This window comes from Loktanella sp. R86503 (assembly GCF_042466455.1).
Classification (GTDB): Bacteria; Pseudomonadota; Alphaproteobacteria; order Rhodobacterales; family Rhodobacteraceae; genus Loktanella.
In genome coordinates this window covers 64,878-85,167 of record NZ_JAXHCI010000002.1, presented here as the reverse complement: position 1 = coordinate 85,167, position 20,290 = coordinate 64,878, and the positions used below count along the sequence as shown (strand labels likewise).

At 60.5% G+C, this 20,290-nt stretch carries 20 protein-coding genes; 11 read left to right on the top strand and 9 right to left on the bottom strand.

The features are described from left to right. The first annotated feature begins 254 nt into the window (after positions 1-254). The 7 genes from dnaA to SJY10_RS01390 all read left to right on the top strand — a co-directional run bounded on the left by dnaA (position 255) and on the right by SJY10_RS01390 (position 8,909). Complete coding sequence (gene dnaA, locus SJY10_RS01420) at positions 255-1,619, top strand: chromosomal replication initiator protein DnaA (RefSeq protein ID WP_386679233.1); 1,365 nt, start codon at positions 255-257, stop codon at positions 1,617-1,619. A gap of 102 nt (positions 1,620-1,721) precedes the next feature. Beyond that, positions 1,722-2,840, top strand: a complete 1,119-nt coding sequence (gene dnaN / locus SJY10_RS01415) for a DNA polymerase III subunit beta (RefSeq protein ID WP_386679232.1) — start codon at positions 1,722-1,724, stop codon at positions 2,838-2,840. A 69-nt stretch (positions 2,841-2,909) separates the two neighbouring features. Beyond that, the gene (gene recF, locus SJY10_RS01410) at positions 2,910-4,013 is read left to right on the top strand and encodes a DNA replication/repair protein RecF (RefSeq protein ID WP_386679231.1); all 1,104 of its coding nucleotides are present in this window, start codon (positions 2,910-2,912) and stop codon (positions 4,011-4,013) included. Beyond that, the gene (locus SJY10_RS01405; RefSeq protein ID WP_386679230.1) at positions 4,010-4,630 is read left to right on the top strand and encodes a LysE family translocator; all 621 of its coding nucleotides are present in this window, start codon (positions 4,010-4,012) and stop codon (positions 4,628-4,630) included. The genes recF and SJY10_RS01405 overlap by 4 nt, the downstream gene beginning before the upstream one ends. Positions 4,631-4,708: 78 nt before the next feature. Continuing rightward, positions 4,709-7,126, top strand: coding sequence for a DNA topoisomerase (ATP-hydrolyzing) subunit B (gene gyrB, locus SJY10_RS01400; protein ID WP_386679229.1), 2,418 nt, complete (start codon positions 4,709-4,711; stop codon positions 7,124-7,126). Between the two features lie 6 nt (positions 7,127-7,132). After that, positions 7,133-8,017 carry a glycosyl transferase gene (locus SJY10_RS01395; RefSeq protein WP_386679228.1) on the top strand — a complete coding sequence of 295 codons (885 nt, stop codon included), beginning with the start codon at positions 7,133-7,135 and terminating at the stop codon, positions 8,015-8,017. Position 8,018: 1 nt separating this feature from the next. After that, the gene (locus tag SJY10_RS01390) at positions 8,019-8,909 is read left to right on the top strand and encodes a glycosyltransferase family 8 protein (protein WP_386679227.1); all 891 of its coding nucleotides are present in this window, start codon (positions 8,019-8,021) and stop codon (positions 8,907-8,909) included. 53 nt (positions 8,910-8,962) lie between these two features. On the opposite strand, the gene pnp is transcribed toward SJY10_RS01390, so the two are convergent. After that, entirely contained in the window at positions 8,963-11,095 is a 2,133-nt protein-coding gene (pnp, locus tag SJY10_RS01385; RefSeq protein WP_386679226.1) for a polyribonucleotide nucleotidyltransferase, read from the bottom strand. 199 nt (positions 11,096-11,294) lie between these two features. Between pnp and SJY10_RS01380 the strand changes: the two genes are divergently transcribed. Continuing rightward, positions 11,295-11,795 (top strand): GreA/GreB family elongation factor, encoded by a 501-nt coding sequence (locus tag SJY10_RS01380; RefSeq protein ID WP_386679225.1) that lies wholly within the window; start codon positions 11,295-11,297, stop codon positions 11,793-11,795. Between the two features lie 99 nt (positions 11,796-11,894). Here SJY10_RS01380 and SJY10_RS01375 read toward each other — a convergent pair whose 3' ends face one another. From SJY10_RS01375 to rbfA, 7 genes are all read right to left on the bottom strand, one after another. After that, complete coding sequence (locus SJY10_RS01375; protein ID WP_386679224.1) at positions 11,895-12,875, bottom strand: zinc-binding dehydrogenase; 981 nt, start codon at positions 12,873-12,875, stop codon at positions 11,895-11,897. 11 nt (positions 12,876-12,886) lie between these two features. After that, positions 12,887-13,522 (bottom strand): TetR/AcrR family transcriptional regulator, encoded by a 636-nt coding sequence (locus SJY10_RS01370; protein ID WP_386679223.1) that lies wholly within the window; start codon positions 13,520-13,522, stop codon positions 12,887-12,889. Positions 13,523-13,606: 84 nt separating this feature from the next. Continuing rightward, positions 13,607-13,876, bottom strand: a complete 270-nt coding sequence (gene rpsO, locus SJY10_RS01365; RefSeq protein WP_090190203.1) for a 30S ribosomal protein S15 — start codon at positions 13,874-13,876, stop codon at positions 13,607-13,609. Between the two features lie 137 nt (positions 13,877-14,013). After that, entirely contained in the window at positions 14,014-15,138 is a 1,125-nt protein-coding gene (locus SJY10_RS01360; RefSeq protein WP_386679222.1) for a calcium-binding protein, read from the bottom strand. A gap of 166 nt (positions 15,139-15,304) precedes the next feature. Continuing rightward, positions 15,305-16,210 carry a tRNA pseudouridine(55) synthase TruB gene (gene truB, locus SJY10_RS01355; protein ID WP_386679221.1) on the bottom strand — a complete coding sequence of 302 codons (906 nt, stop codon included), beginning with the start codon at positions 16,208-16,210 and terminating at the stop codon, positions 15,305-15,307. A 58-nt stretch (positions 16,211-16,268) separates the two neighbouring features. After that, positions 16,269-16,991, bottom strand: a complete 723-nt coding sequence (locus SJY10_RS01350; RefSeq protein WP_386679220.1) for a phosphodiester glycosidase family protein — start codon at positions 16,989-16,991, stop codon at positions 16,269-16,271. Continuing rightward, the gene (gene rbfA / locus SJY10_RS01345) at positions 16,988-17,434 is read right to left on the bottom strand and encodes a 30S ribosome-binding factor RbfA (protein WP_386679219.1); all 447 of its coding nucleotides are present in this window, start codon (positions 17,432-17,434) and stop codon (positions 16,988-16,990) included. Before rbfA ends, SJY10_RS01350 begins: the two co-directional genes overlap by 4 nt. Positions 17,435-17,533: 99 nt before the next feature. Between rbfA and dapB the strand changes: the two genes are divergently transcribed. Next, the gene (gene dapB / locus SJY10_RS01340) at positions 17,534-18,343 is read left to right on the top strand and encodes a 4-hydroxy-tetrahydrodipicolinate reductase (protein ID WP_386684440.1); all 810 of its coding nucleotides are present in this window, start codon (positions 17,534-17,536) and stop codon (positions 18,341-18,343) included. Positions 18,344-18,391: 48 nt separating this feature from the next. After that, the gene (locus tag SJY10_RS01335; protein ID WP_386679218.1) at positions 18,392-18,748 is read left to right on the top strand and encodes a dihydrodipicolinate reductase; all 357 of its coding nucleotides are present in this window, start codon (positions 18,392-18,394) and stop codon (positions 18,746-18,748) included. Here the strand turns inward: SJY10_RS01335 and SJY10_RS01330 are convergent. Further along, positions 18,745-18,921, bottom strand: coding sequence for a DUF1674 domain-containing protein (locus SJY10_RS01330; RefSeq protein WP_386679217.1), 177 nt, complete (start codon positions 18,919-18,921; stop codon positions 18,745-18,747). The two genes, SJY10_RS01335 and SJY10_RS01330, sit on opposite strands and share 4 nt — an antisense overlap. A gap of 66 nt (positions 18,922-18,987) precedes the next feature. On the opposite strand from SJY10_RS01330, the gene SJY10_RS01325 reads away from it, so the two are divergent. Next, complete coding sequence (locus tag SJY10_RS01325; RefSeq protein ID WP_386679216.1) at positions 18,988-20,259, top strand: RsmB/NOP family class I SAM-dependent RNA methyltransferase; 1,272 nt, start codon at positions 18,988-18,990, stop codon at positions 20,257-20,259. Positions 20,260-20,290 lie beyond the last annotated feature (31 nt).

Below are 20,290 nucleotides of genomic sequence, written 5' to 3'. Positions count from 1 at the left end.
GAGTCCACGGGAAACTTGGTCGGCCTGACCGTTTGCGGGTGCCATGCGTGGCACACGGTTGGTGGCGCTGTGTCCCCTTTGATTTTGCGTTTTTGCGCAGCCGCCGGCCATCCGGCGCCTTGCGCAAAGACGCAGAAATGTCAGCTCTGCCACGCCCCGCAACTGCGGCGGATGTGGCTGTGGTGTCCGGGATATGTGGACGTGGCAGGCCTGCCGGCCTGTCTGGCAGGCAGTGTAAAACGGATCGGGATACCATGAGCGACGACGTGTGGGGGCATGTGCTGGCGGAACTTGAAAAGGATATGAGCAAGGCAAAATTCCAAAGCTGGATTGCCTCCTTGTCCTTTGTCGGGATCGAAGACCGCGTGGCCCGGTTCGAGGTTCCAACAACTTTTATCGGTAACTATGTCGATCAGCATTTTGCAGATCAGATCGTCTATGGCTTTAACCGCGCCGGACGCGCCGTCGAACGGCTAAGCTTTGACGTCAGCCTGGCCAAGCGCGACGCCGCGACCCCGATTCCCGTGGCCGCCACCGCTGCGAAAACATCGACCGCAGATTTCGGTGCGGACTTTGATCCGCTGGGTCTGCCGATTGATCCGAATCTGACCTTTGATAATTTCGTTGTCGGCAAGCCGAACGAACTGGCCCACGCCGCAGCCCGCCGCGTTGCCGAAGGCGGTCCTGTGACCTTTAACCCGTTGTTCCTATATTCCGGCGTCGGTCTGGGCAAAACCCACCTGATGCACGCCATCGCGAACGAATTGGCGCGCCGCCAGCCGGAACTGCGTGTGCTGTATCTGTCTGCTGAACGGTTTATGTACCGTTTCATCACATCGCTGCGCGAGCGCAAGATGATGGAATTTAAGCATGCCCTGCGGTCTGTCGACATCCTGATGATCGACGACGTACAATTCATGGCGGGCAAGGATTCCACCCAAGAAGAATTCTTTCACACCTTCAACGCACTGGTCGATGCACGCAAACAGGTCATCATCTCTGGTGATCGTGCGCCGGGCGAAATCAAGGACATGGAAGACCGGATGCGCTCGCGTCTGCAGTGCGGCCTGATTGTCGATCTGCACCCGACCGACTTTGAACTGCGCCTTGGCGTGCTTCAGTCCAAAGTGGACCGCCAGCAGGAAATCTATCCGGGCCTGAAAATTGCGCCCGGCGTGCTGGAATACCTCGCGCATAAGATCACCAGCAACGTTCGCGTACTAGAAGGTGCCCTTGTGCGCCTGTTCGCCCACGCCAGCCTTGTGGGCCGCGATATCGATCTTGAACAGGCGCAGGACTGCCTGTCCGACATTTTGCGCGCCAACGACCGTAAAGTCAGTGTCGAGGAAATTCAGCGCAAGGTGTCCGAATACTACAACATCCGCCTGTCCGACATGGTCGGCCCCAAGCGGGTGCGCAGTTTTGCCCGGCCGCGCCAGATGGCGATGTATCTGTCCAAAACTCTGACCAGCCGTTCGCTGCCCGATATCGGCCGCCGCTTTGGTAAGCGTGACCACACGACAGTCATGCACGGCGTCAAGAAAATCGAAGAGTTATGCAACACGGACGCCCAGATTGCCGACGATCTTGAAATCCTGCGCCGCGCATTGGAGCAGTAAGAGCCACACCCGGCGGAAAAACGCTGGAAAACCCTTGAGCATGACGCAAAAAGCAGTAGCTTCGCGGTCCCGGACCACGGGTGCAACGGCGGAGCTAGACCTATGAAATTTTCCATCGAACGGGCGAGCCTGCTCAAGGCCGTGGCGCAGGCGCAGTCAGTCGTGGAGCGGCGCAACACGATCCCTATTCTGGCCAATGTGCTGATCGAAGCTGAAGGCGACAGCGTTCAGTTCCGCGCCACCGACCTTGATATTGAAGTCGTCGACCGTGCCGACGCCAAGGTCGATCGTGCCGGAGCGACCACCGTGGCCGCGGTGACGTTGAACGAAATTGTTCGCAAGCTGCCTGACGGTGCCTTGGTGACCCTGACCGAGGAAGGTGCCTCTGGTCGCCTTACAATCGAGGCGGGGCGGTCGAATTTTTCGCTAGCAACCCTTCCACGCGAAGATTTCCCCGTGATGGCGACATCTGATTACACCACCAATTTTAGCGCGCCCGCCCCGGTGCTGCGCCGTCTGTTCGATAAGGCGAAGTTCGCAATTTCCACCGAGGAAACAAGGTATTATCTAAACGGCGTTTATATGCACGTCTCTGACGGTGATAGCGGCAAGGTGCTGCGCTGCGTGGCGACCGACGGTCACCGTTTGGCCCGCATCGACGCCGAACTGCCCGCCGGAGCCGAAGGTATGGCCGGCGTGATCGTGCCCCGCAAGACAGTAGGCGAGCTGCGCAAGCTGCTTGACGATGACGAGCTTGAGGTCAAGGTTTCCGTGTCCGAAACCAAGGTACGCTTTGCCACGCCGAATCTGACCCTGACATCCAAGGTCATCGACGGCACGTTCCCCGATTACACCCGCGTCATTCCACAGGGCAACACACGCCGCATGGAAGTCGACGCCGCTGAATTCGCCCGCGCCGTCGACCGTGTTGCTACGGTCAGCAGCGAACGTAGCCGCGCCGTCAAGCTGCAGCTGGAAGACGACCGGCTGATCCTGTCGGTCAACGCCCCTGATTCGGGTGCGGCCGAAGAGGAGCTGGCCGTCGCCTATGCTGACGAGCGGCTTGAGATCGGCTTTAACGCGAAATACCTGCTGGAAATTGCCAACCAGGTGGACCGTGAAAATGCTGTTTTCATGTTCAACGGCTCTGGTGATCCGACCCTGATGCGCGAAGGCAACGATATGTCCGCTGTATACGTCGTCATGCCGATGCGGGTTTAAAGTTTCGGTTTTTGACAAAACCGAGCCTCCGGCGGGGATATTTTTGACCAGAAGAAGGGTGGACCCGGCATGACGGGCTTGCGGGTCACCAGATTGCAGCTGTCGCATTTCCGCTCGCACAAGCGGGCGGAAGTCGCGGCTGACACGCGCCCTATTGCAATATTTGGCCCCAATGGCGCGGGCAAAACCAACCTTCTGGAAGCGGTGTCTTTGCTTTCGCCGGGGCGCGGTTTGCGCCGTGCCGGTGCCGACGACCTGGTGCGCCGGCCTGAGGCATTAGGCTGGCGCATTTTTGCGGATGTGACCGCCGGACGGCAAACCCACGAGATCGTAACTGGGGCCGAGGCCGGCCAATCGCGCAGCGTTCAGTTAGACGGCAAAACCGTCACCCAGACCGCGCTGGCCAATGTGCTGCGTGTGCTTTGGCTTGTGCCCGCTATGGACAGGCTTTGGATCGAAGGAGCCGAAGGGCGGCGGCGGTTTCTGGACCGGGCGACGCTGAGTTTCGTGCCCGGCCATGCCGAAGCGGCGCTGCGCTATGAAAAGGCCATGCGAGAGCGTAATCGCCTGCTGAAAGACATGGTGCGGGACGCCCATTGGTATGCTGCACTTGAAGGCCGCATGGCCGAGGCCGGCGCGCAGGTGCAGGCCAATCGTGCTGCCACCGTGGCGGCCTTGATGGCGGCGCAGCACGATGCCGCAACCGCCTTTCCGACCGCAAACCTGTCCTTGATAGAAGGTGGCGATGACGTTCAGGGCGCGGAAGCGTTGAACGAGGCATTCGCTGCTGGTCGCGCCCGGGATCTGGCCGCTGGCCGCACGCTTGTCGGGCCGCACCGCAGTGATCTGGATGCCGTATTTGCCGACAAAGGCACCCTTGCCCGCGATTGTTCGACAGGTGAGCAAAAGGCGTTGCTGATCAGCTTGATCCTTGCCAATGCCCGCGCCCTGATCGCGCAGGACGGCCAGCCGCCTGTTCTGCTGCTGGATGAGGTTGCGGCCCATCTGGACGCCGCGCGCCGCGCGGCGCTATATGACGAAATTTGCGCCTTGGGTGCGCAGGCCTGGATGACGGGAACAGAGGCGCAGTTGTTCGACGCGCTTGGCGACCGGGGCCAATATTTGCATGTCACCGAAGCGGATGGCGCGTCGGCGGTAGAGGATGCAACATGACGATTACGGCCGCCGACATGGCGCTTTATGCAGCCGCCCTGTTTGCCCTGTTCCTGACGCCCGGCCCCGTTTGGGTCGCCCTGATTGCCCGCACGTTGTCGGGCGGCTTTCATGCCGCATGGCCGCTGGCTCTGGGGGTGGTTGTGGGCGATGTGCTGTGGCCGATGCTGGCAATCCTTGGGGTCAGTTGGATCGTATCTGTCTACAGCGACTTCATGGTGGTGCTGCGCTGGGTGGCCTGCGTGATCTTTATCTTCATGGGTTATCTGATCATCCGCAATGCGGATCGCAGCATCGGGTCTGACAGTCGGCTGACGCGCCCCGGTATGTGGGCGGGATTTATGGCCGGAGTCGCGGTCATCCTGGGCAATCCAAAGGCTATCCTTTTCTACATGGGTGTGTTGCCTGGCTTTTTTGATCTGACGGGGCTGACGGGCCTTGATATTGCAGCGATCTGCTTTTTGTCGCTGATCGTCCCGCTGACCGGCAACCTGATCCTGGCCTATTTCTTTGGTCGCGCCCGGGCGCTTTTGCGTTCCCCGGCCGCCGTGCGGCGCACCAACCAGATCGCAGGCGGGCTGCTGATCGTGGTCGGCTGTATCATCCCTCTGATCTGACACAAAATATAGGGTTCGTGCGTGACAGTGGGGCGGAAAATGACTATATTTTCCCGGTAAGAAGAAGGAAATTTCCGCATGTCCGACGATACCGCCGAAAACACTGCCTACGGCGCTGATTCTATCAAGGTTTTGAAGGGGTTGGAGGCCGTTCGTAAACGGCCCGGCATGTATATCGGTGACACTGATGACGGTTCTGGCCTGCATCACATGGTCTATGAAGTCGTGGATAACGGTATTGACGAGGCGCTTGCCGGTCACGCCGACCACGTCAGCGTGAAAATTCATGCCGACGGCTCTGTATCTGTAGGCGATAATGGTCGCGGTATTCCTGTCGACATGCACAAGGAAGAAGGCGTCAGCGCGGCAGAGGTCATCATGACCCAGCTACATGCGGGCGGCAAATTCGACAGTAATTCCTATAAGGTGTCCGGCGGTCTGCACGGGGTCGGTGTGTCGGTTGTGAACGCGCTGTCCGACTATTTGGAACTGCGCATCTGGCGCAACGGCAAGGAACACTACGCCCGCTTTGAAGGTGGCTATACCACTGAATCCCTGCGGGTCGAAGGTGACGCCAATGGCCGCAAGGGCACCGAAGTGCGCTTTCTGGCCAGTTTAGAGACCTTTTCGAACCGTGATTTCGATTTCCACACGCTGGAAAAGCGTCTACGCGAACTGGCCTTTTTGAACTCTGGTGTGCGCATCATCCTAGAAGACGAACGCCCCGCTGAACCCCTGCGGACAGAGCTGTTTTATGAAGGCGGCGTAAAGGAATTCGTTAAATACCTTGACCGGTCGAAATCCTCGATCCTGCCAGAGCCGATCTATGTGCGCGGCGAGCGTGACGACATCGGTATCGAAGTCGCGATGTGGTGGAACGACAGCTATAACGAAATGGTGCTGCCCTTTACCAACAACATCCCGCAACGCGATGGCGGTACGCATATGGCGGGCTTTCGCGCAGCCCTGACCCGCACCATCAACGCCTATGCGCAGTCAAGCGGCATTGCGAAAAAGGAAAAGGTATCGTTCACTGGCGATGACGCGCGCGAGGGGCTGACCTGCGTGCTATCCGTCAAAGTGCCCGATCCGAAGTTTTCGAGCCAGACCAAGGACAAGCTTGTCAGCTCTGAAGTGCGGCCCGCGGTCGAAAACCTGGTCGGCGAAAAGCTGGCGGAGTGGTTCGAGGAGAACCCCCAGATCGCCAAGGTTGTTGTCGGAAAGATCGTAGAGGCCGCACTGGCCCGCGAGGCCGCCCGCAAAGCTCGTGATCTGACCCGCCGCAAAACGGCGATGGATGTGAACTTCCTAGCTGGAAAGCTGAAGGATTGTTCTGAAAAAGACCCGTCAAAAACCGAAGTTTTCCTGGTCGAGGGTGATTCCGCTGGTGGCTCTGCCCAGACAGGTCGGGACCGCGGGACGCAGGCGATTTTGCCGCTGAAGGGTAAGATTCTGAACGTCGAACGCGCGCGTTTTGACCGGATGCTCGGCAGTCAGGAAATCGGCAACCTTGTCATGGCGCTTGGCACCGGCATCGGCCGGGACGAATTCAACATCAGCAAGCTGCGCTACCACAAGGTCATCATCATGACCGACGCTGACGTCGACGGTGCGCACATCCGGACGCTTTTGCTGACCTTCTTCTTCCGCCAGATGCCCGAACTGATCGAAGGCGGTTATCTTTATATCGCGCAGCCGCCGCTGTACAAAGTGGCGCGTGGCAAGTCTGAAGTGTACCTGAAAGATCAGGCCGCAATGGACGACTACCTGATCGAGCAGGGTATCGAAGGTGCCATGCTACGCCAAGGCAATGGCGAGGAAATCACTGGATCGGACCTGCGCCGCGTGGTCGAGGATGCGCGTCAGCTGAAGCGTGTTCTGGACGCCTTTCCAACGCATTACCCGCGACACATTCTGGAACAGGCCGCCATCGCCGGTGCCTTTGCGCCCGGTGCTGTCAGCGCGGACCTGCAAGGCGTGGCTGACAAGGTCGCGACCCGCCTGAACCTGATCGCGCTGGAATGGGAACGCGGCTGGCAAGGCCGGATCACGCAGGACCACGGTATTCGTCTGGCCCGCATCCTGCGCGGCGTTGAAGAGGTACGCACCCTTGACGGTGGCCTGCTGCGGTCCGGCGAGGCGCGCAAGACCGGTACTTTTACGCAGGCTCTGCAGGACGTCTATGACCTGCCGGCCAAACTGATCCGCAAGGATCGCAGCCAGCTGATCCACGGCCCGCTGGACCTGCTCGCCGCCATTCTGGAAGAGGGCGAGCGCGGCCTGTCCCTGCAACGCTACAAGGGATTGGGAGAGATGAACCCGGAGCAGCTGTGGGAAACGACACTGGATCCGGACGCCCGCACCCTGTTGCAGGTTAAGGTCGAAGATCTGGCCGAAGCTGACGATTTGTTCACCAAGCTGATGGGTGACGTGGTCGAACCGCGCCGCGTGTTTATTCAGGACAACGCCCTGAACGTCGAAAATCTGGACTTTTAAAGTCCGATGTCTGATCGCCCTGTCGTTCGCCAGCTGATCCGGTTGGCCGCGCGTCTGACAGGGCGGCCCCACAGGCAAGACATCTGGCCGGGCCTTGCCGTTGACCGGGCGTCCGGTCTGGTCACATGGCGGGGCAATCCGTTGCTGACGCTTCTATCCTTTGCTGAAATTGTGCCGCCGGACATGCCCTTGATCGCAATTGTCGGCAGTGGTCCGTCTGTCGCGGATCAGGATCCGACGCGCCTGCCGCCGCGCAGCGCGATTTTGCTGAACGGGGCCGCAAGTCTTGCCGGCAGCGTTCCTCCTCTCGCTGTCATGGTCGAAGACGAACGCTTTGTGTTTCGTCACATGGCGATGCTGGCGCGCCTGTCCCCGGACATTCCGCTATTGCTGTCGCCCGCCGCCCTGCGCGCCATGGCGGAGCGGGACAGTGCCGTATTGAAGGATCGCCGTGTTGCGTTGATCGACAATCTGGCCAAGCCCGTAAACCAAGCACGCCGCACGCTGGCTGACCCGGCGCTGGACGCCGTTCTGACGCGCGGGGTGAATGGCACAGCTTTGTCACGCGATCCGGATACAGGCGTTGTCATCTTTGGCACAGTGGCGTTGTCGGCAGTGCAAGTCGCCTTGGCAGCGACGCCGAACCGCATTTTGCTAGTCGGCATTGACCTGACAAATGCCGCCAACACTCCTCGGTTCTACGAGGTAAAAGGGGCGGCCGCCGCCAGCGGAATCGTCGCCGGGCTGGACCGCATCCTTGGCGGCTTTGCATTGGCGCGGGACTTGGCGGGTGCAAACGACATTATGATGACCTGCGCCTCGCCCGTATCGGCCTTGCTGGATATCGAAATCGCATATGACCCGCAGCTTTCCACGCCATCGCAGGACTGACATGACCCAAGCACCGCTAACCATCGCCTTCGTGTCCGACCCGGGCCTGTTTCTGCCCAGCCTGCGGGCTATGGACGCGGCGTTGCGCCAAGCGCCGGACGGATTACAGGTTTTGTTTCTGGGGGCGAACCTGACACCGCAGATGTGGGACTGGGTCGCGCAGGTTGCGGCCAGGCATCCCCAATCGCAGATCAGGACCGAAGTGCTGCCGCCGGAATGGCTGGCCGATGCCCGCAGCCCCAAGGATTTCATCACCTCGACCGCGCTAGGGCGGATGTTTTTGCCGCGATTGACGACAGGGCGGGTGCTGTATCTGGATGGCGACATCATGGTGACGGGCGATCTGTCGAAGGCTGCTGCCATTGATATGCAGGGCAATCCGCTTGCGGGCGTACGCGATTTTTCTGTGATGAAATGGCTTTTTGCAGAGCAGCCTCATGCGGGGCTTCAGCGGCAGATCGACGTGCTGCCGGATGATCTGGATATCAAAAGCTATATTAACTCTGGCGTCTTGCTCATGGACACGGACGCGATCCGCGCGATCCCTGATCTGGTTGATTTGATGGAGGACGTAGGGGCCGCCGCAGGGTTTCCAACGGTTGATCAAGATCGCATCAATTTGCTGTTCAAAGGCCGGATCACCCATCTCGACCCGGCGTGGAATTGTTCTTGGGGCCGATTGAAGTTGCAACGCAAGCATCAGGGCGATCTGCCCGCCACGGCCAAGCACGTGCACCCGATGGTGGTTCATTTCCACGGCCCGCACAAACCGTGGCATCCGCTACGAATATCCAGCCTGTTGCGCGGCGCGACGGCGGTCTGGCGATACCGGCGCGACATGGCAACCTTTCGCCGCCGTTTTCCGGACATCCCGGACCACCTACCCAAATGAAAGATGCCCCGGCCTTTCGGTCCGGGGCATCTTGTTTTTCAGGGGAAGGGTGTTCAGCCTTCGCTGGCTTCTTCTGCCATTTCGGTGCCGGTGGCCTGATCGACCATTTTCATCGACAGGCGAACCTTGCCGCGATCGTCAAAGCCCAGCAGCTTGACCCAAACGTCCTGGCCTTCTTTCAGCACGTCGGACGGGTGGTTCAGGCGACGGTTTTCAATCTGGGACACGTGAACCAAGCCGTCCTTTTTGCCGAAGAAGTTTACAAAGGCACCAAAGTCGACCAGCTTGACGACCGTACCCTTGTAGATTTTGCCTTCTTCCGGCTCTGCCACGATCGACCAGATCATGTCATAGGCCTTTTTGATCTTGTCCGCGTCGTTGGATGCGATCTTGATCACACCATCGTCGTTGATATCGACCTTGGCACCGGACACTTCCACGATTTCGCGGATGACCTTGCCGCCGGAACCGATGACTTCACGGATCTTGTCGGTGGCAATCTGCATCGTTTCGATCTTGGGCGCGTGAACGCTGAACGAACCTGCACCGGTCAAGGCCTTGGACATTTCGCCAAGGATGTGAAGACGGCCAGCTTTCGCCTGCTCCAGCGCCTTTTTCATGATCTCTGGCGTAATGCCTGCGATCTTGATGTCCATCTGCAGCGACGTGATACCTGCTTCGGTACCGGCCACCTTGAAGTCCATGTCGCCCAGGTGATCTTCGTCGCCCAGAATGTCGGACAGCACGGCATAGCTGCCGTCATCTTCCATCACCAGACCCATGGCCACACCGGCCACAGCGGATTTCAGCGGAACGCCCGCGTCCATCATCGACAAAGAGCCACCGCAAACCGACGCCATAGAGGACGAACCGTTGGATTCGGTAATCTCTGACACGATGCGGATGGTGTAGGGGAAGTCGGTCGCGGCAGGCAGAACAGCCTGCAACGCACGCCAAGCCAGCTTACCATGGCCGATTTCGCGGCGACCAGGAGAGCCGACGCGGCCCACTTCACCAACCGAATACGGCGGGAAGTTGTAGTGGAGCATGAAGTTCGTCTTATACATGCCAGTCAGCAAGTCGATCATCTGCTCGTCATCGCCGGTACCCAGCGTGGTGACGACCAAACCCTGAGTTTCACCGCGTGTGAACAGGGCAGAACCGTGGGTCCGCGGCAGGATGCCGACTTCGGACACGATGGGGCGAATTTCGTCCAGCGCACGGCCATCGATACGGCGGCCGTTCTTGACCACGTCGCCGCGCAGAACGCTTGATTCCAGCTTTTTCAGCGCAGAGCCGAGGTTGCTATCTTCTTGCTGCTCTTCGGTCAGGGACGCGATGATATCGTCCTTGGCCTGCGCCACGGCAGAGGTGCGTTCCTGCTTGTCGGTGATCGCATAAGCGGCGCGCATCTTGTCTTCGCCAGCGGCTTTTACAGCTGCGGACAGCTCGGAATAGTCGTCAGGCGTGAAGTCGAACGGCTCTTTGGCGGCTTCTTCGGCCAGATCGATGATCAGGTCGATGACAGGCTGGATCTGCTCGTGCGCAAAGGTCACGGCACCCAGCATTTCGTCTTCGGTCAGCTCATAGGCTTCGGATTCCACCATCATGACGGCATCTTTGGTGCCTGCGACAACCAGATCGAGCCGCTGCTCGGGGTTGCTGCGCAGGTTGTGCATGTCGTCGATTTCAGGGTTCAGGACGTAATCGCCATCCACAAAGCCCACGCGGCAAGCAGCGATCGGGCCGCGGAACGGTGCGCCGGAAATCGTCAGTGCAGCGGAAGCCGCAATCATCGCGACCATGTCGGGATCGTTGACCATGTCGTGGGACAGCACGGTACACATCACCAGAACTTCGTTCTTGAAGCCGGGGACGAACAGCGGGCGGATCGGACGGTCGATCAGACGCGCAGTCAGCGTTTCTTTTTCGGTCGGGCGGGCTTCACGCTTGAAGAAACCGCCGGGCACTTTGCCGGCAGCGTAATATTTTTCCTGGTAGTGAACGGTCAGCGGGAAAAAGTCCTGACCGGGCTTTTGCTTGCGCGCGAACGTCACGTTGGCCATGACAGAGGTCTCGCCCAGCGTGGCGATGACCGAACCGTCAGCTTGACGTGCCACTTTGCCGGTTTCGAGCGTGAGCGTCTCTTCGCCCCACTGCATGGATTTTTTAACTTCAGTAAACATCAATCGTCTTTCATATTGGGCGCGTCCCGGCGGTCCGGGTGGCCCGTTGATTGGCGGCCCCATGCCGCCGACCCCTGTCCTTTGCACAACGCCGGGGTCTTTTGCGTTACGTCACAGATGGACGGGCCATACAGCAAAACGCCTTGCATTGAAAGCGGGGTGTTCCGGCGGTGGAACGCGCGGGCGGTAATGCGCGTTGATGAACATGAACAAAGCTTTCACCAAAGAAGACGAAGGTCCGCAGGCGGATCGCCTGGATGATCTGCCCCAAAGCCCGCATCCGAATTATGTCACGCCCGCCGGTCTGGCGGCGCTGCAGCAGCGCCTGCGTGACCGCCATGCCGATCTATCGGCGCTGCCGCGCGACAGTTTGGACGACAAGCTGCCCCGCGCGATGGCAGAGCGGGATATCCGGTTTCTAGAAGGGCGCATCAACCGCGCCATTGTCGTTGATCCGGCAGCACAGGACACGAAGGTCATTGCCTTTGGGGCCTGCGTCACGGTCGCGGACGAGGATGACGTTGAAACCGATTGGCATATCGTCGGAGAGGACGAAGCCGATCCGGCAGCGCACCGCATCGCGCCTTTTTCGCCGCTGGCGCGGGCCTTGCTGGGGGCGCGGGTCGGGGATGTGGTGGAATGGGCCAAGCCCGGTGGGACTGTGGATCTAGAGGTCACAGCAATCCGCTATTTTACATAATATGTATCGCGTGCGAAACATCGGGCGATTTTTCCCAATGTCGTCAAAAACGCGCGCTGCGGCAGGATTTTCTTAACCCTGCCGCAGATTTTGCATGGTTTACCCCCGCAGCATAACCTTGCCAGCCCGGCCCGGTGTCAGGGCGGCCTTCATCGCATCGGTTACATTGTCCAGATCGAATGCGCCGCCGTCTTCCAACACCAACTCTCCTTTGACGGCCAGCGTCAGCAGTTCGGTGATCAGGCGCTTGCGGTCAGCAGGGTCCATGTCGTTGCTGACCATGGAGCCCCAAAAGCCTTTGACGGTGATCTGCTTCATGATCAGCGCGCCAGAGTTCAGTTGCAGCGGCGCACCTGTTGCGGTGCCAAAAACGTAAAGCTCTCCGTTCACGCCAAGCAGATCAACCAGTTCTGCACCCATTTCGCCACCGACAGAGTCGATGGCGGATACGGCACCGGCCTTGCCAATCATGGTGCGGGCCTGCTTTTGCCAACCTTCGGTGCTAGTAGACAGGACGTTTTCCATGCCCAGATCGGTCAGATCTTTCACGGCCTCTTCGCGGCGGACCAGGTTCAGCAAGTTAATGTCACGGGACTTTGCTAGCACCGCCATGATCTTGCCGACAGCGCCGTTGGCGGCGGTCTGGACGATCCAGTCACCGGGTTTGGCCTGCAGCAATTCCAGCAGCGAAATTGCGCTAAAGGGCATGGCAATCAGCTGTGCGCCAAGGCTGTCGGAAATGCTGTCAGGTAGAGGCAGCACACCGGCGGCGGGGGCGGTAAAATACTCGGCCCATGTCCCGTGCACGCCAGCGATTGTGACCCGCTTGCCAATCATGGCTTCGTCCACGCCTTCACCCACGGAAGCGACCGTGCCGATGGCTTCGGACCCGCCGATGGCACCGGGCAGGTCTGGCTTATAGCCATAGTTGCCGCGCACCGTCCAAAGATCATGGTTGTGGATGGGGGACACGATGGTCTTGATCAGAACTTCGCCTTTACCCGGGATCGGGGTGTCGACGGTTTCGGTTTTCATGACGTCAGCGGGTTCACCAAAGGTGTCGTGGATTGCAGCGCGCATAGTTTATTCCTTTATTGCGTGGGGTGAAGGCGGCGGGTCGTGTCTTGCAAGGCAAGGCGCAGCGGGGCGTCGCCGGATGAAAGTTTCGCCAGCACTGCCGCGCCAAGCCATTGGGCATAGAGCGTGCGGGCGGTGGTATCTGGATCGTCCTGGGCGCGGATGGAGCCATCGGCAGCCCCCTGCCGCAGCAGGTCTGCAATGCGGCCGGTTAATTGCGCCACGCCGTCGTCCAGAATGCGGCGCATATCCGGGGACAGGTCGGCGACCTCTGCCGCGAGTTTGACGACAAGGCAGCGCGTCGCGATGCCTTGTCTGTCATCGGTGGGCAGCCAGGCGGCCCAAAAGGTGGCCAGCTTGTTCCCTGCGGTGCCGGGCCCAGCGGTTAGGGCATCGATGCGGGCCAAGTAGTCAACGACATAGTCATCCAGCATGGCGCAGCCGAACGCCTCTTTCGAGGCAAAGTAGTAATAAAACGATCCTTTTGGGACGCCGGATTCGGACAGGATGCGTGACAGGCCGATGCCGCCAAAGCCACCCTGCAACACAAGGTCGCGGCCTGTGGACAGGATGCGCTGGCGCGTCTGATCTGATTTGCTGGGCTGTGTCATACACGTTAGATAGGCGTAATAGACCAGTCGTCTAGTCACCGCGCGGCATGACGTGGCGACACCCCGAAACGCAAAACGCCCGCCGGTAAGGGCGGGCGTTCGGATCGCGATGGCTTGGCCGGGTTAGCGGCGCAGGCCCAAACGCTTGATCAGGTCCTGATAACGGGCTTCGTCCTTGCTGCGGGTGTAATCCAGCAGCTTGCGGCGCAGAGCGACCATTTTCAGCAGACCACGGCGACCGTGGTTGTCTTTTTTGTGCGACTTAAAATGCTCTGTCAGGGTCGCGATACGCGAGGACAGGATCGCAACCTGAACTTCGGGCGAACCGGTGTCGCCTTCTTTGGTTGCGAATTCTTTCATGACGCGGGCTTTTTCTTCGGGCGTAATCGACATCGGGGTCTCCTTTGAAAAGGGTGAATGGCGCGATCCGGGATGTCGTCCAGAAAGGCCCTTGGAGGGTCCGGCACACCAGACGGCGCACGCGGATGGGTGCCTTTAGGCGGTTTTCGCTTGAAAGGGAAGGCGGAAAATCAGGCGGCGACCAGCAGAATCGTGGACGTATCCAGCATCGTCACCCCGCTAAGCCGGGCAACGACAGCATCGTCTGCCAGCAGCGTTGTGCCATCCGCGTCGGTTATTGTGGTTAACACGGGCGGAACATCGCCAGAATAGGTGATTTCGATCACATCCGCTGCGGGGTTAAAGTCGTCTATGGTGTTGTTGCCATCCGCCTGAACGACAAATGTGTCGAAACCGTCGCCGCCATTCAGGTGATCGCCAGCGCCTGCCAGCAAGGTGTCATCACCGGCCCCGCCGTTGATGTAGTCAAAGCCATCGTCATCGTCGCGGCCGTCGATCACATCATTGCCCCAACCGCCTTGCAACAGATCGTTGCCATTCCCGCCGGTCAAACTGTCATCGCCCCATCCACCGGCAAGCGTGTCATCACCGTCGCCGCCAAACAGGGTGTCGTCGCCTGCGCCGGCCTGCAAAGTATCATTGCCCGCATCGCCGAACATGGTGTCGCGCCCCATGTTGCCAGTCATGTCGTCATCACCCAGACCGCCAAACAGCGTGTCATCGCCAAGCCCGCCATCCAGTGTATCGTTACCGTCTGTGCCTGTCAGGGTCAGCGGCGGCGTGATAATCGGCTCTTCCGGCTGATCGTCCGCTGGCTCTTCGGCGTCCGCGGTGACGTCATCCGTTTCATCCTCTGGCGCGTCGCCGACAACGGCAGGACCTGTGTCCAGGTCAGGCTCTGCTGCGACGGCTGGCGCCGTTTGCGGCAAAGTATCGGGTGCGAAGGTGGGTTCATCGGCACCAAACGCACTGATGTCGTCAGCAGCGCCGCTGGACGAGCCATCCGCAACGCCCCAATCAGCGTCTGTCAGCGTTTCATCAATAGCAATGTGCGCACTTGCGCCTTCGGCCAGCACACCGCCTGCACCGGCATCGCCGTCCGTATCGGACAGGCCACCGGCACCTGCGTCGCCATCGCTGTCCGATAACATCTGAAACAGGTCAGGCCCGATTTCGGTCAAGCCAGAGGTGTCAGTTTCTGCCTCCTGCAAAGAGTCGTCTTCTTCGGTTTCGTTACGACCGATCATCGCAAACGACGACATGGCGATGCCAAGAAAACCAAGAACAGCAAGCATTTAAGCGCCCCAACAGGTAAGGATCGCCCCCGATCCAGAAGTGTTGAAATTCTTTTAACACCGCGCTGTCAGGTTTACACTCTCCCAATGAAGGATAGGTTAATTTTGCCAAAGTCCGGCGCATCCGGCTGTCGGTATTTGGATCCTGTGCGCCCTGCGCAGTGGGTTATTCGACAAAAACGCGGGCAGGGTGCAGTTCGCTGCCCATCAGGCGGCCGACGGCGACAGCCCGGCCTTCGTGGGCGGCCCAGACTTCGGTGCCATAATCGATGCCGGACGCGATCACCATGGCAGCATTGCCGTTGCGCAACGCCGTCACGCTGGCGGTGGGGCAGGTGACCATCGGCAGGTCAGCAAGGCCAACCTCCAGCGGCTGGATATGGGTGTCCAACTCTTCGGTGCGGGCAATGGCGTCGATCTGGTCCAGCGTCAGGCCATCCTCGGCTTTGAAGGGGCCGGACCAGATGCGGCGCAATTCCCGCACATGGGCGTGGCAGCCCAGCGCCTCGCCCAGATCACGGGCGATCGACCGGACATAGCCGCCCTTGCCGCAAACCATTTCCAGCGTCACGTGGTCAGCATCGGGGCGGTCATCCAGCAGCAAGCTTTCGACCCACAAGGGCCGCGCTGCAATCTCCATTGTCTCGCCATCGCGGGCGCGTTTGTAGGCGCGCTCTCCGTCGATTTTCACGGCAGAGAATTGCGGCGGAACCTGCATGATGTCGCCAACGAACTGGCCAAGGGCGTCCTTGATCTGTTCATCCGTCGGGCGCGCGTCGCTTTCTGCGATGATCTCACCTTCGGCGTCATCGGTGTTGGTCGATTGGCCCAGACGGACTGTAAAGGTGTAAGCCTTCAGCGCGTCGGTGATATAGGGAACCGTTTTTGTCGCCTCGCCCAGCGCAATCGCCAGAACGCCTGTCGCATCGGGATCAAGGGTGCCTGCGTGGCCTGCCTTGTTAGCGTTCAATGCCCAGCGCACCTTGTTCACGACCGTCGTGCTGGTCAGGCCCGCGGGTTTGTCCACGATCAGCCAGCCCGAAATGTTACGTCCTGATTTGCGCCGTCCCATAGGGGCCTCCGTCGTGATGTGAAGGCGCCTGCTAGGCCCGCACGGCGCCGGGGTCAAGCTATTGCACAACGCCCACGATGGGACCCAGTGCGGCAAAGCCGAAATCCGCCCGGTTCAGGTCCGGCGCGTAAAGCCGCGACACAGAGCCATCAAGAAACAGCGCATTGGGCGTTTTCAGCACGTCGCGGAAATAGCGCCCGAAGGTGTCGAAATTTACCGCATCATTGGAAATCGCAAAGACTGCCGTCGTGCCGTCTGCCATCGTGCCCACCCCGTTGCGCACATGTAATGATGGCGAATCAGGGATAAAGCGCGGGTGAAGTTTACCGTCGATCACCAGCATGGGCCCCGATTGCGTGGCGTCGCGGCAGACGGGCTTTGTCAGCTCATACGTCAGCGTTTCGATGACATTCGCGCTGTCGTCGGTCAGGCACAGCAAGCCATTGGGCAACAGGCCAAAGTTGCCTGGCCCTGCGCTTGTCACCAGCGGTGCGGTTTCGATGCCGTCCTGAATGTACAAACCAACCGCGCGGCGGTCGTCGTGATACATACCGGCATTCATCGCGAATTGCACCGACTGCGGGGCAACCGATGTGCCCAGCGCGGTCCAGCCGCCCAGCACACCGCCGTCGGCGTTGCGGTGGAACAGGCGCAGGTCTTCGGTCGCCGCATCGACGGTGCAGGTGGTAAAACTGTGCCCTTCAAAGGTGTCGTTGGCGCAGGTGACGGCGCTGGCGGGGCCAGCGACAAGCGCCAGCAGCATCGCCAGCACCCTGATCATGCGTCGTTATCCTTGTCAGCCTCGGTCGATTCGCCTGCCGCCGGGTCCGGGGATGCAAGGTCCGCCTTGACGTCGGGACGTTCGAACAGGGCGCGTGTGGCATCCATGCGATCAAAGGTGTCGTCGATTTCGAACCGGATTTCAGGGGCGAACTTAATGCTCAGCACCTTGGCAACTTCGCGGCGGATCTCGTGCCGGGATTTGCGCAGGGCCAGCAGCGCCTCTTCTTTTTTGTCGCCGCCAAGGGGCAGGATGAACGCAGTCGCCACGGACAGGTCCGGGGAACAGCGGACTTCGCCCACGGTGATCATCATGCGAGAGAGTTCCGGGTCATGGATCTCTCCGCGTTGAAGGAGTTCTGACAGACGCCGGCGGATCAATTCGCCAAGCCGTAGCTGTCGCTGGTTGGGGGCGCCGCCCCCGGAGGATGATGTCTTTGCCATGCCCTGCATGTAACGCCGCATCACAACAATTCCAAGCAAGCCTTTTCGGGGGCGGCGCGGGGCGGTATGGCTTGGCGGAAACTAGCGCAGGGGACAGGCATCATGGGCACACCGGGAATCGTGATTACAGGGGCGTCGGGCCGCATGGGGCAGATGCTGGTGCAGGCCGTCACACAGTCGGATGCCTGCCATCTGGTCGCCGCGCTGGAACGCGAAGGTCACGTTTGGGTCGGGCAGGATGTCGGCACGGCGATGGGCGGTGCCGCGCTGGGCGTGACTGTCACGGATGATCCGGTCGCAGCCTTCGCCAAGGCGCAGGCCGTTATCGATTTCACCGCCCCCGCCGCGACAGTCGCTTTTGCCGGGCTCGCGGCGCAGGCGCGGGCTGTGCATGTGATCGGCACAACAGGTCTGTCGGATGACGATATCGCTGCCATCGACCGCGCCGCGCATCATGCTGTCATCGTACGCGCGGGCAACATGAGCCTTGGGGTCAACCTGTTGGTGCAGCTGACAAAAAAGGTGGCTGCTGCGCTGGACGAAGATTTCGATATCGAAGTGATCGAGGCGCATCACCGCCACAAGGTCGACGCGCCATCGGGCACTGCGCTAATGCTGGGCGAGGCTGCTGCAACAGGGCGCGGCGTTGAACTGGCCGACGTGCGCGACAGCGGGCGCGACGGGATCACCGGGGCGCGCAAGCGCGGCGACATCGGCTTTACCGCCATTCGCGGCGGCGACATCGTTGGCGAGCATGACGTGATGTTCGCAGCAGATGGCGAACGGATCACCCTGCGCCACGTTGCGACGGATCGCCGCGTTTTCGCGCGCGGTGCGCTGAAAGCTGCGATTTGGGGGCAGGATCGCGCGCCGGGGCATTATGACATGCTGGATGTGCTGGGCCTGTGACTTGATCTGCCGCAAGACGCTCTAATTTATTCTGGCAGGAGGACTGCCATGATGTTTCGTTTTGCAACTGTATTAAGTTTTTTGCCAGTAATGGCCGCAGCGCAGGATTATATCCGCGTCTCTGAAAAGGATGTCTTTCTCAACCTGATGGAGCAGGGCGACCTGACCCATGCATTTTATAACATAACTGTTAAAGTGACGCCTGACGGTCAGATCACGGGCGATGCACTGGGCTGGCCCGTGACGGGGAACTGGACCTGGCAGGATGGCTATTTCTGCCGCCAGATGGACTGGGGCGGGGACGAAATACCCTATAATTGCCAATTGGTTGAACAAAATGGCGATCTGGTGCGCTTTACCGTCGATCAGGGTGCTGGCCGCGCCGCCGCGTTGCGCCTGCGTTAAAAATCGATCGCAAGGCCTTTGTTTTCCCAGTCGCCATAGCGCACGGGTTCTGGCCCGTCGCGGCCGCCAAGCTCTGGCGGCAGGGCAAGCGCCTCTGCCTTGGCACGGCGCTCTGCCGCTTCGGCCAGGGCGCGCTGGGCGGCGGGGGGAAGGTTTGTGTGATCGTCCGTCATGGTCTTGTCCTTGCCGGGGGTGTGCTGCTGATATACCCCGCTTACGACACCAAACAAGGGTTTCCCATGGATCAGACCGGCATCGCCCCGCGCCGCGCCGCGCATCACCTGCTGCAACAGGTCATCGAAGAAGGGCGCTTGCTGTCCGAATTGCTGGGCGGCGGCGCGCTGGACCACCTTGCGCCAGAGGATCGCGCCCGCGCACAGCGGCTGGCCACTGATGCGCTACGGATGCTGGACCGGGCTGACCGGATGCTAAAGCCGTTCCTGGCCAAGGAACCGCCGGTCTATGTGCAAAACGCACTGCGCCTTGGCACGCTCGAAATCGCGCAGGGTGCTGCCGCTTATGGCGTTGTGAACGCCTATGTCGAAATTGTCGGCCGCAATCACCATACGGCCCGGCTAAAGGGGCTGGTGAACGCCGTGCTGCGCAAGGTGGCTGATAAAGGCCCGGACGCTTGGGCCAGGATGCCAGCGCCGCTGATGCCGGGTTGGTTGCGTCAGCCGCTGGTCGCCGCATGGGGCCGCAAGGATATCGAGGCGATCGAGGCTGTTCAGGCGACGACTCCGCCGCTGGACATCACGCCTAAGGGCGATGCGCAGGCTGTTGCAAATGCGCTGGGCGGCACGGTGCTGCCGACGGGGTCGGTGCGCCTGATGGATGCGGGGCAGGTCACGCAGCTGCCAGGCTATGACGCGGGCGATTGGTGGGTGCAGGACGCAGCCGCCGCGCTGCCCGTGCAATTGCTGGGCGATGTCAGCGGTTTGTCCGTGCTTGACCTTTGCGCGGCACCCGGCGGCAAGACGATGCAACTGGCCGCACGCGGCGCTGTTGTAACCGCCGTCGATGCCTCTGCCAGTCGCATGACACGGGTCGGGCAAAACATGACACGCGTGGGGCTGAAGGCTGATGTGCAGGTCGCCGATGCCTTTGAGGTGACGGGGCAGTGGGATGCGGTCCTGCTGGACGCCCCGTGCAGCGCCACCGGCACGATGCGCCGCCACCCGGACCTGCCCTATGCCAAGGACGGGTCAGAATTTGGCGCGTTGATCGACCAGCAAGGCGCAATGATCGACCATGCCTTGTCGCTGGTCAAACCCGGCGGGCGTCTGGTGTTCTGCACCTGCTCGCTTTTGCCGGACGAAGGTGAAGTACAGATCGAAGAGGCGCTAGAGCGTCACCCCGACCTGACCATCGACCGTGCCGCGCTGAACCTGCCCGGCATTGACCCCGCATGGATCACAGAAGAAGGCGGGCTGCGGCTGCGGCCTGATGTCTGGGCCGAAATCGGCGGCATGGACGGCTTCTATATGGCGGTGCTGACAAAGCCTGCGTGACAGGGGCGCGGCACCGCGTTAACCTGAGCCC

What these genes read in the sequence shown, in the direction of transcription:
- dnaA (WP_386679233.1), top strand. Translation starts at nt 255, where the DNA reads ATGAGCGACGACGTGTGGGGGCATGTGCTGGCGGAACTTGAAAAGGAT.
- dnaN (WP_386679232.1), top strand. Translation starts at nt 1,722, where the DNA reads ATGAAATTTTCCATCGAACGGGCGAGCCTGCTCAAGGCCGTGGCGCAG.
- recF (WP_386679231.1), top strand. Translation starts at nt 2,910, where the DNA reads ATGACGGGCTTGCGGGTCACCAGATTGCAGCTGTCGCATTTCCGCTCG.
- SJY10_RS01405 (WP_386679230.1), top strand. Translation starts at nt 4,010, where the DNA reads ATGACGATTACGGCCGCCGACATGGCGCTTTATGCAGCCGCCCTGTTT.
- gyrB (WP_386679229.1), top strand. Translation starts at nt 4,709, where the DNA reads ATGTCCGACGATACCGCCGAAAACACTGCCTACGGCGCTGATTCTATC.
- SJY10_RS01395 (WP_386679228.1), top strand. Translation starts at nt 7,133, where the DNA reads ATGTCTGATCGCCCTGTCGTTCGCCAGCTGATCCGGTTGGCCGCGCGT.
- SJY10_RS01390 (WP_386679227.1), top strand. Translation starts at nt 8,019, where the DNA reads ATGACCCAAGCACCGCTAACCATCGCCTTCGTGTCCGACCCGGGCCTG.
- pnp (WP_386679226.1), bottom strand. Translation starts at nt 11,095, where the DNA reads ATGTTTACTGAAGTTAAAAAATCCATGCAGTGGGGCGAAGAGACGCTC.
- SJY10_RS01380 (WP_386679225.1), top strand. Translation starts at nt 11,295, where the DNA reads ATGAACATGAACAAAGCTTTCACCAAAGAAGACGAAGGTCCGCAGGCG.
- SJY10_RS01375 (WP_386679224.1), bottom strand. Translation starts at nt 12,875, where the DNA reads ATGCGCGCTGCAATCCACGACACCTTTGGTGAACCCGCTGACGTCATG.
- rpsO (WP_090190203.1), bottom strand. Translation starts at nt 13,876, where the DNA reads ATGTCGATTACGCCCGAAGAAAAAGCCCGCGTCATGAAAGAATTCGCA.
- SJY10_RS01360 (WP_386679222.1), bottom strand. Translation starts at nt 15,138, where the DNA reads ATGCTTGCTGTTCTTGGTTTTCTTGGCATCGCCATGTCGTCGTTTGCG.
- truB (WP_386679221.1), bottom strand. Translation starts at nt 16,210, where the DNA reads ATGGGACGGCGCAAATCAGGACGTAACATTTCGGGCTGGCTGATCGTG.
- SJY10_RS01350 (WP_386679220.1), bottom strand. Translation starts at nt 16,991, where the DNA reads ATGATCAGGGTGCTGGCGATGCTGCTGGCGCTTGTCGCTGGCCCCGCC.
- rbfA (WP_386679219.1), bottom strand. Translation starts at nt 17,434, where the DNA reads ATGGCAAAGACATCATCCTCCGGGGGCGGCGCCCCCAACCAGCGACAG.
- SJY10_RS01335 (WP_386679218.1), top strand. Translation starts at nt 18,392, where the DNA reads ATGATGTTTCGTTTTGCAACTGTATTAAGTTTTTTGCCAGTAATGGCC.
- SJY10_RS01330 (WP_386679217.1), bottom strand. Translation starts at nt 18,921, where the DNA reads ATGACGGACGATCACACAAACCTTCCCCCCGCCGCCCAGCGCGCCCTG.
- SJY10_RS01325 (WP_386679216.1), top strand. Translation starts at nt 18,988, where the DNA reads ATGGATCAGACCGGCATCGCCCCGCGCCGCGCCGCGCATCACCTGCTG.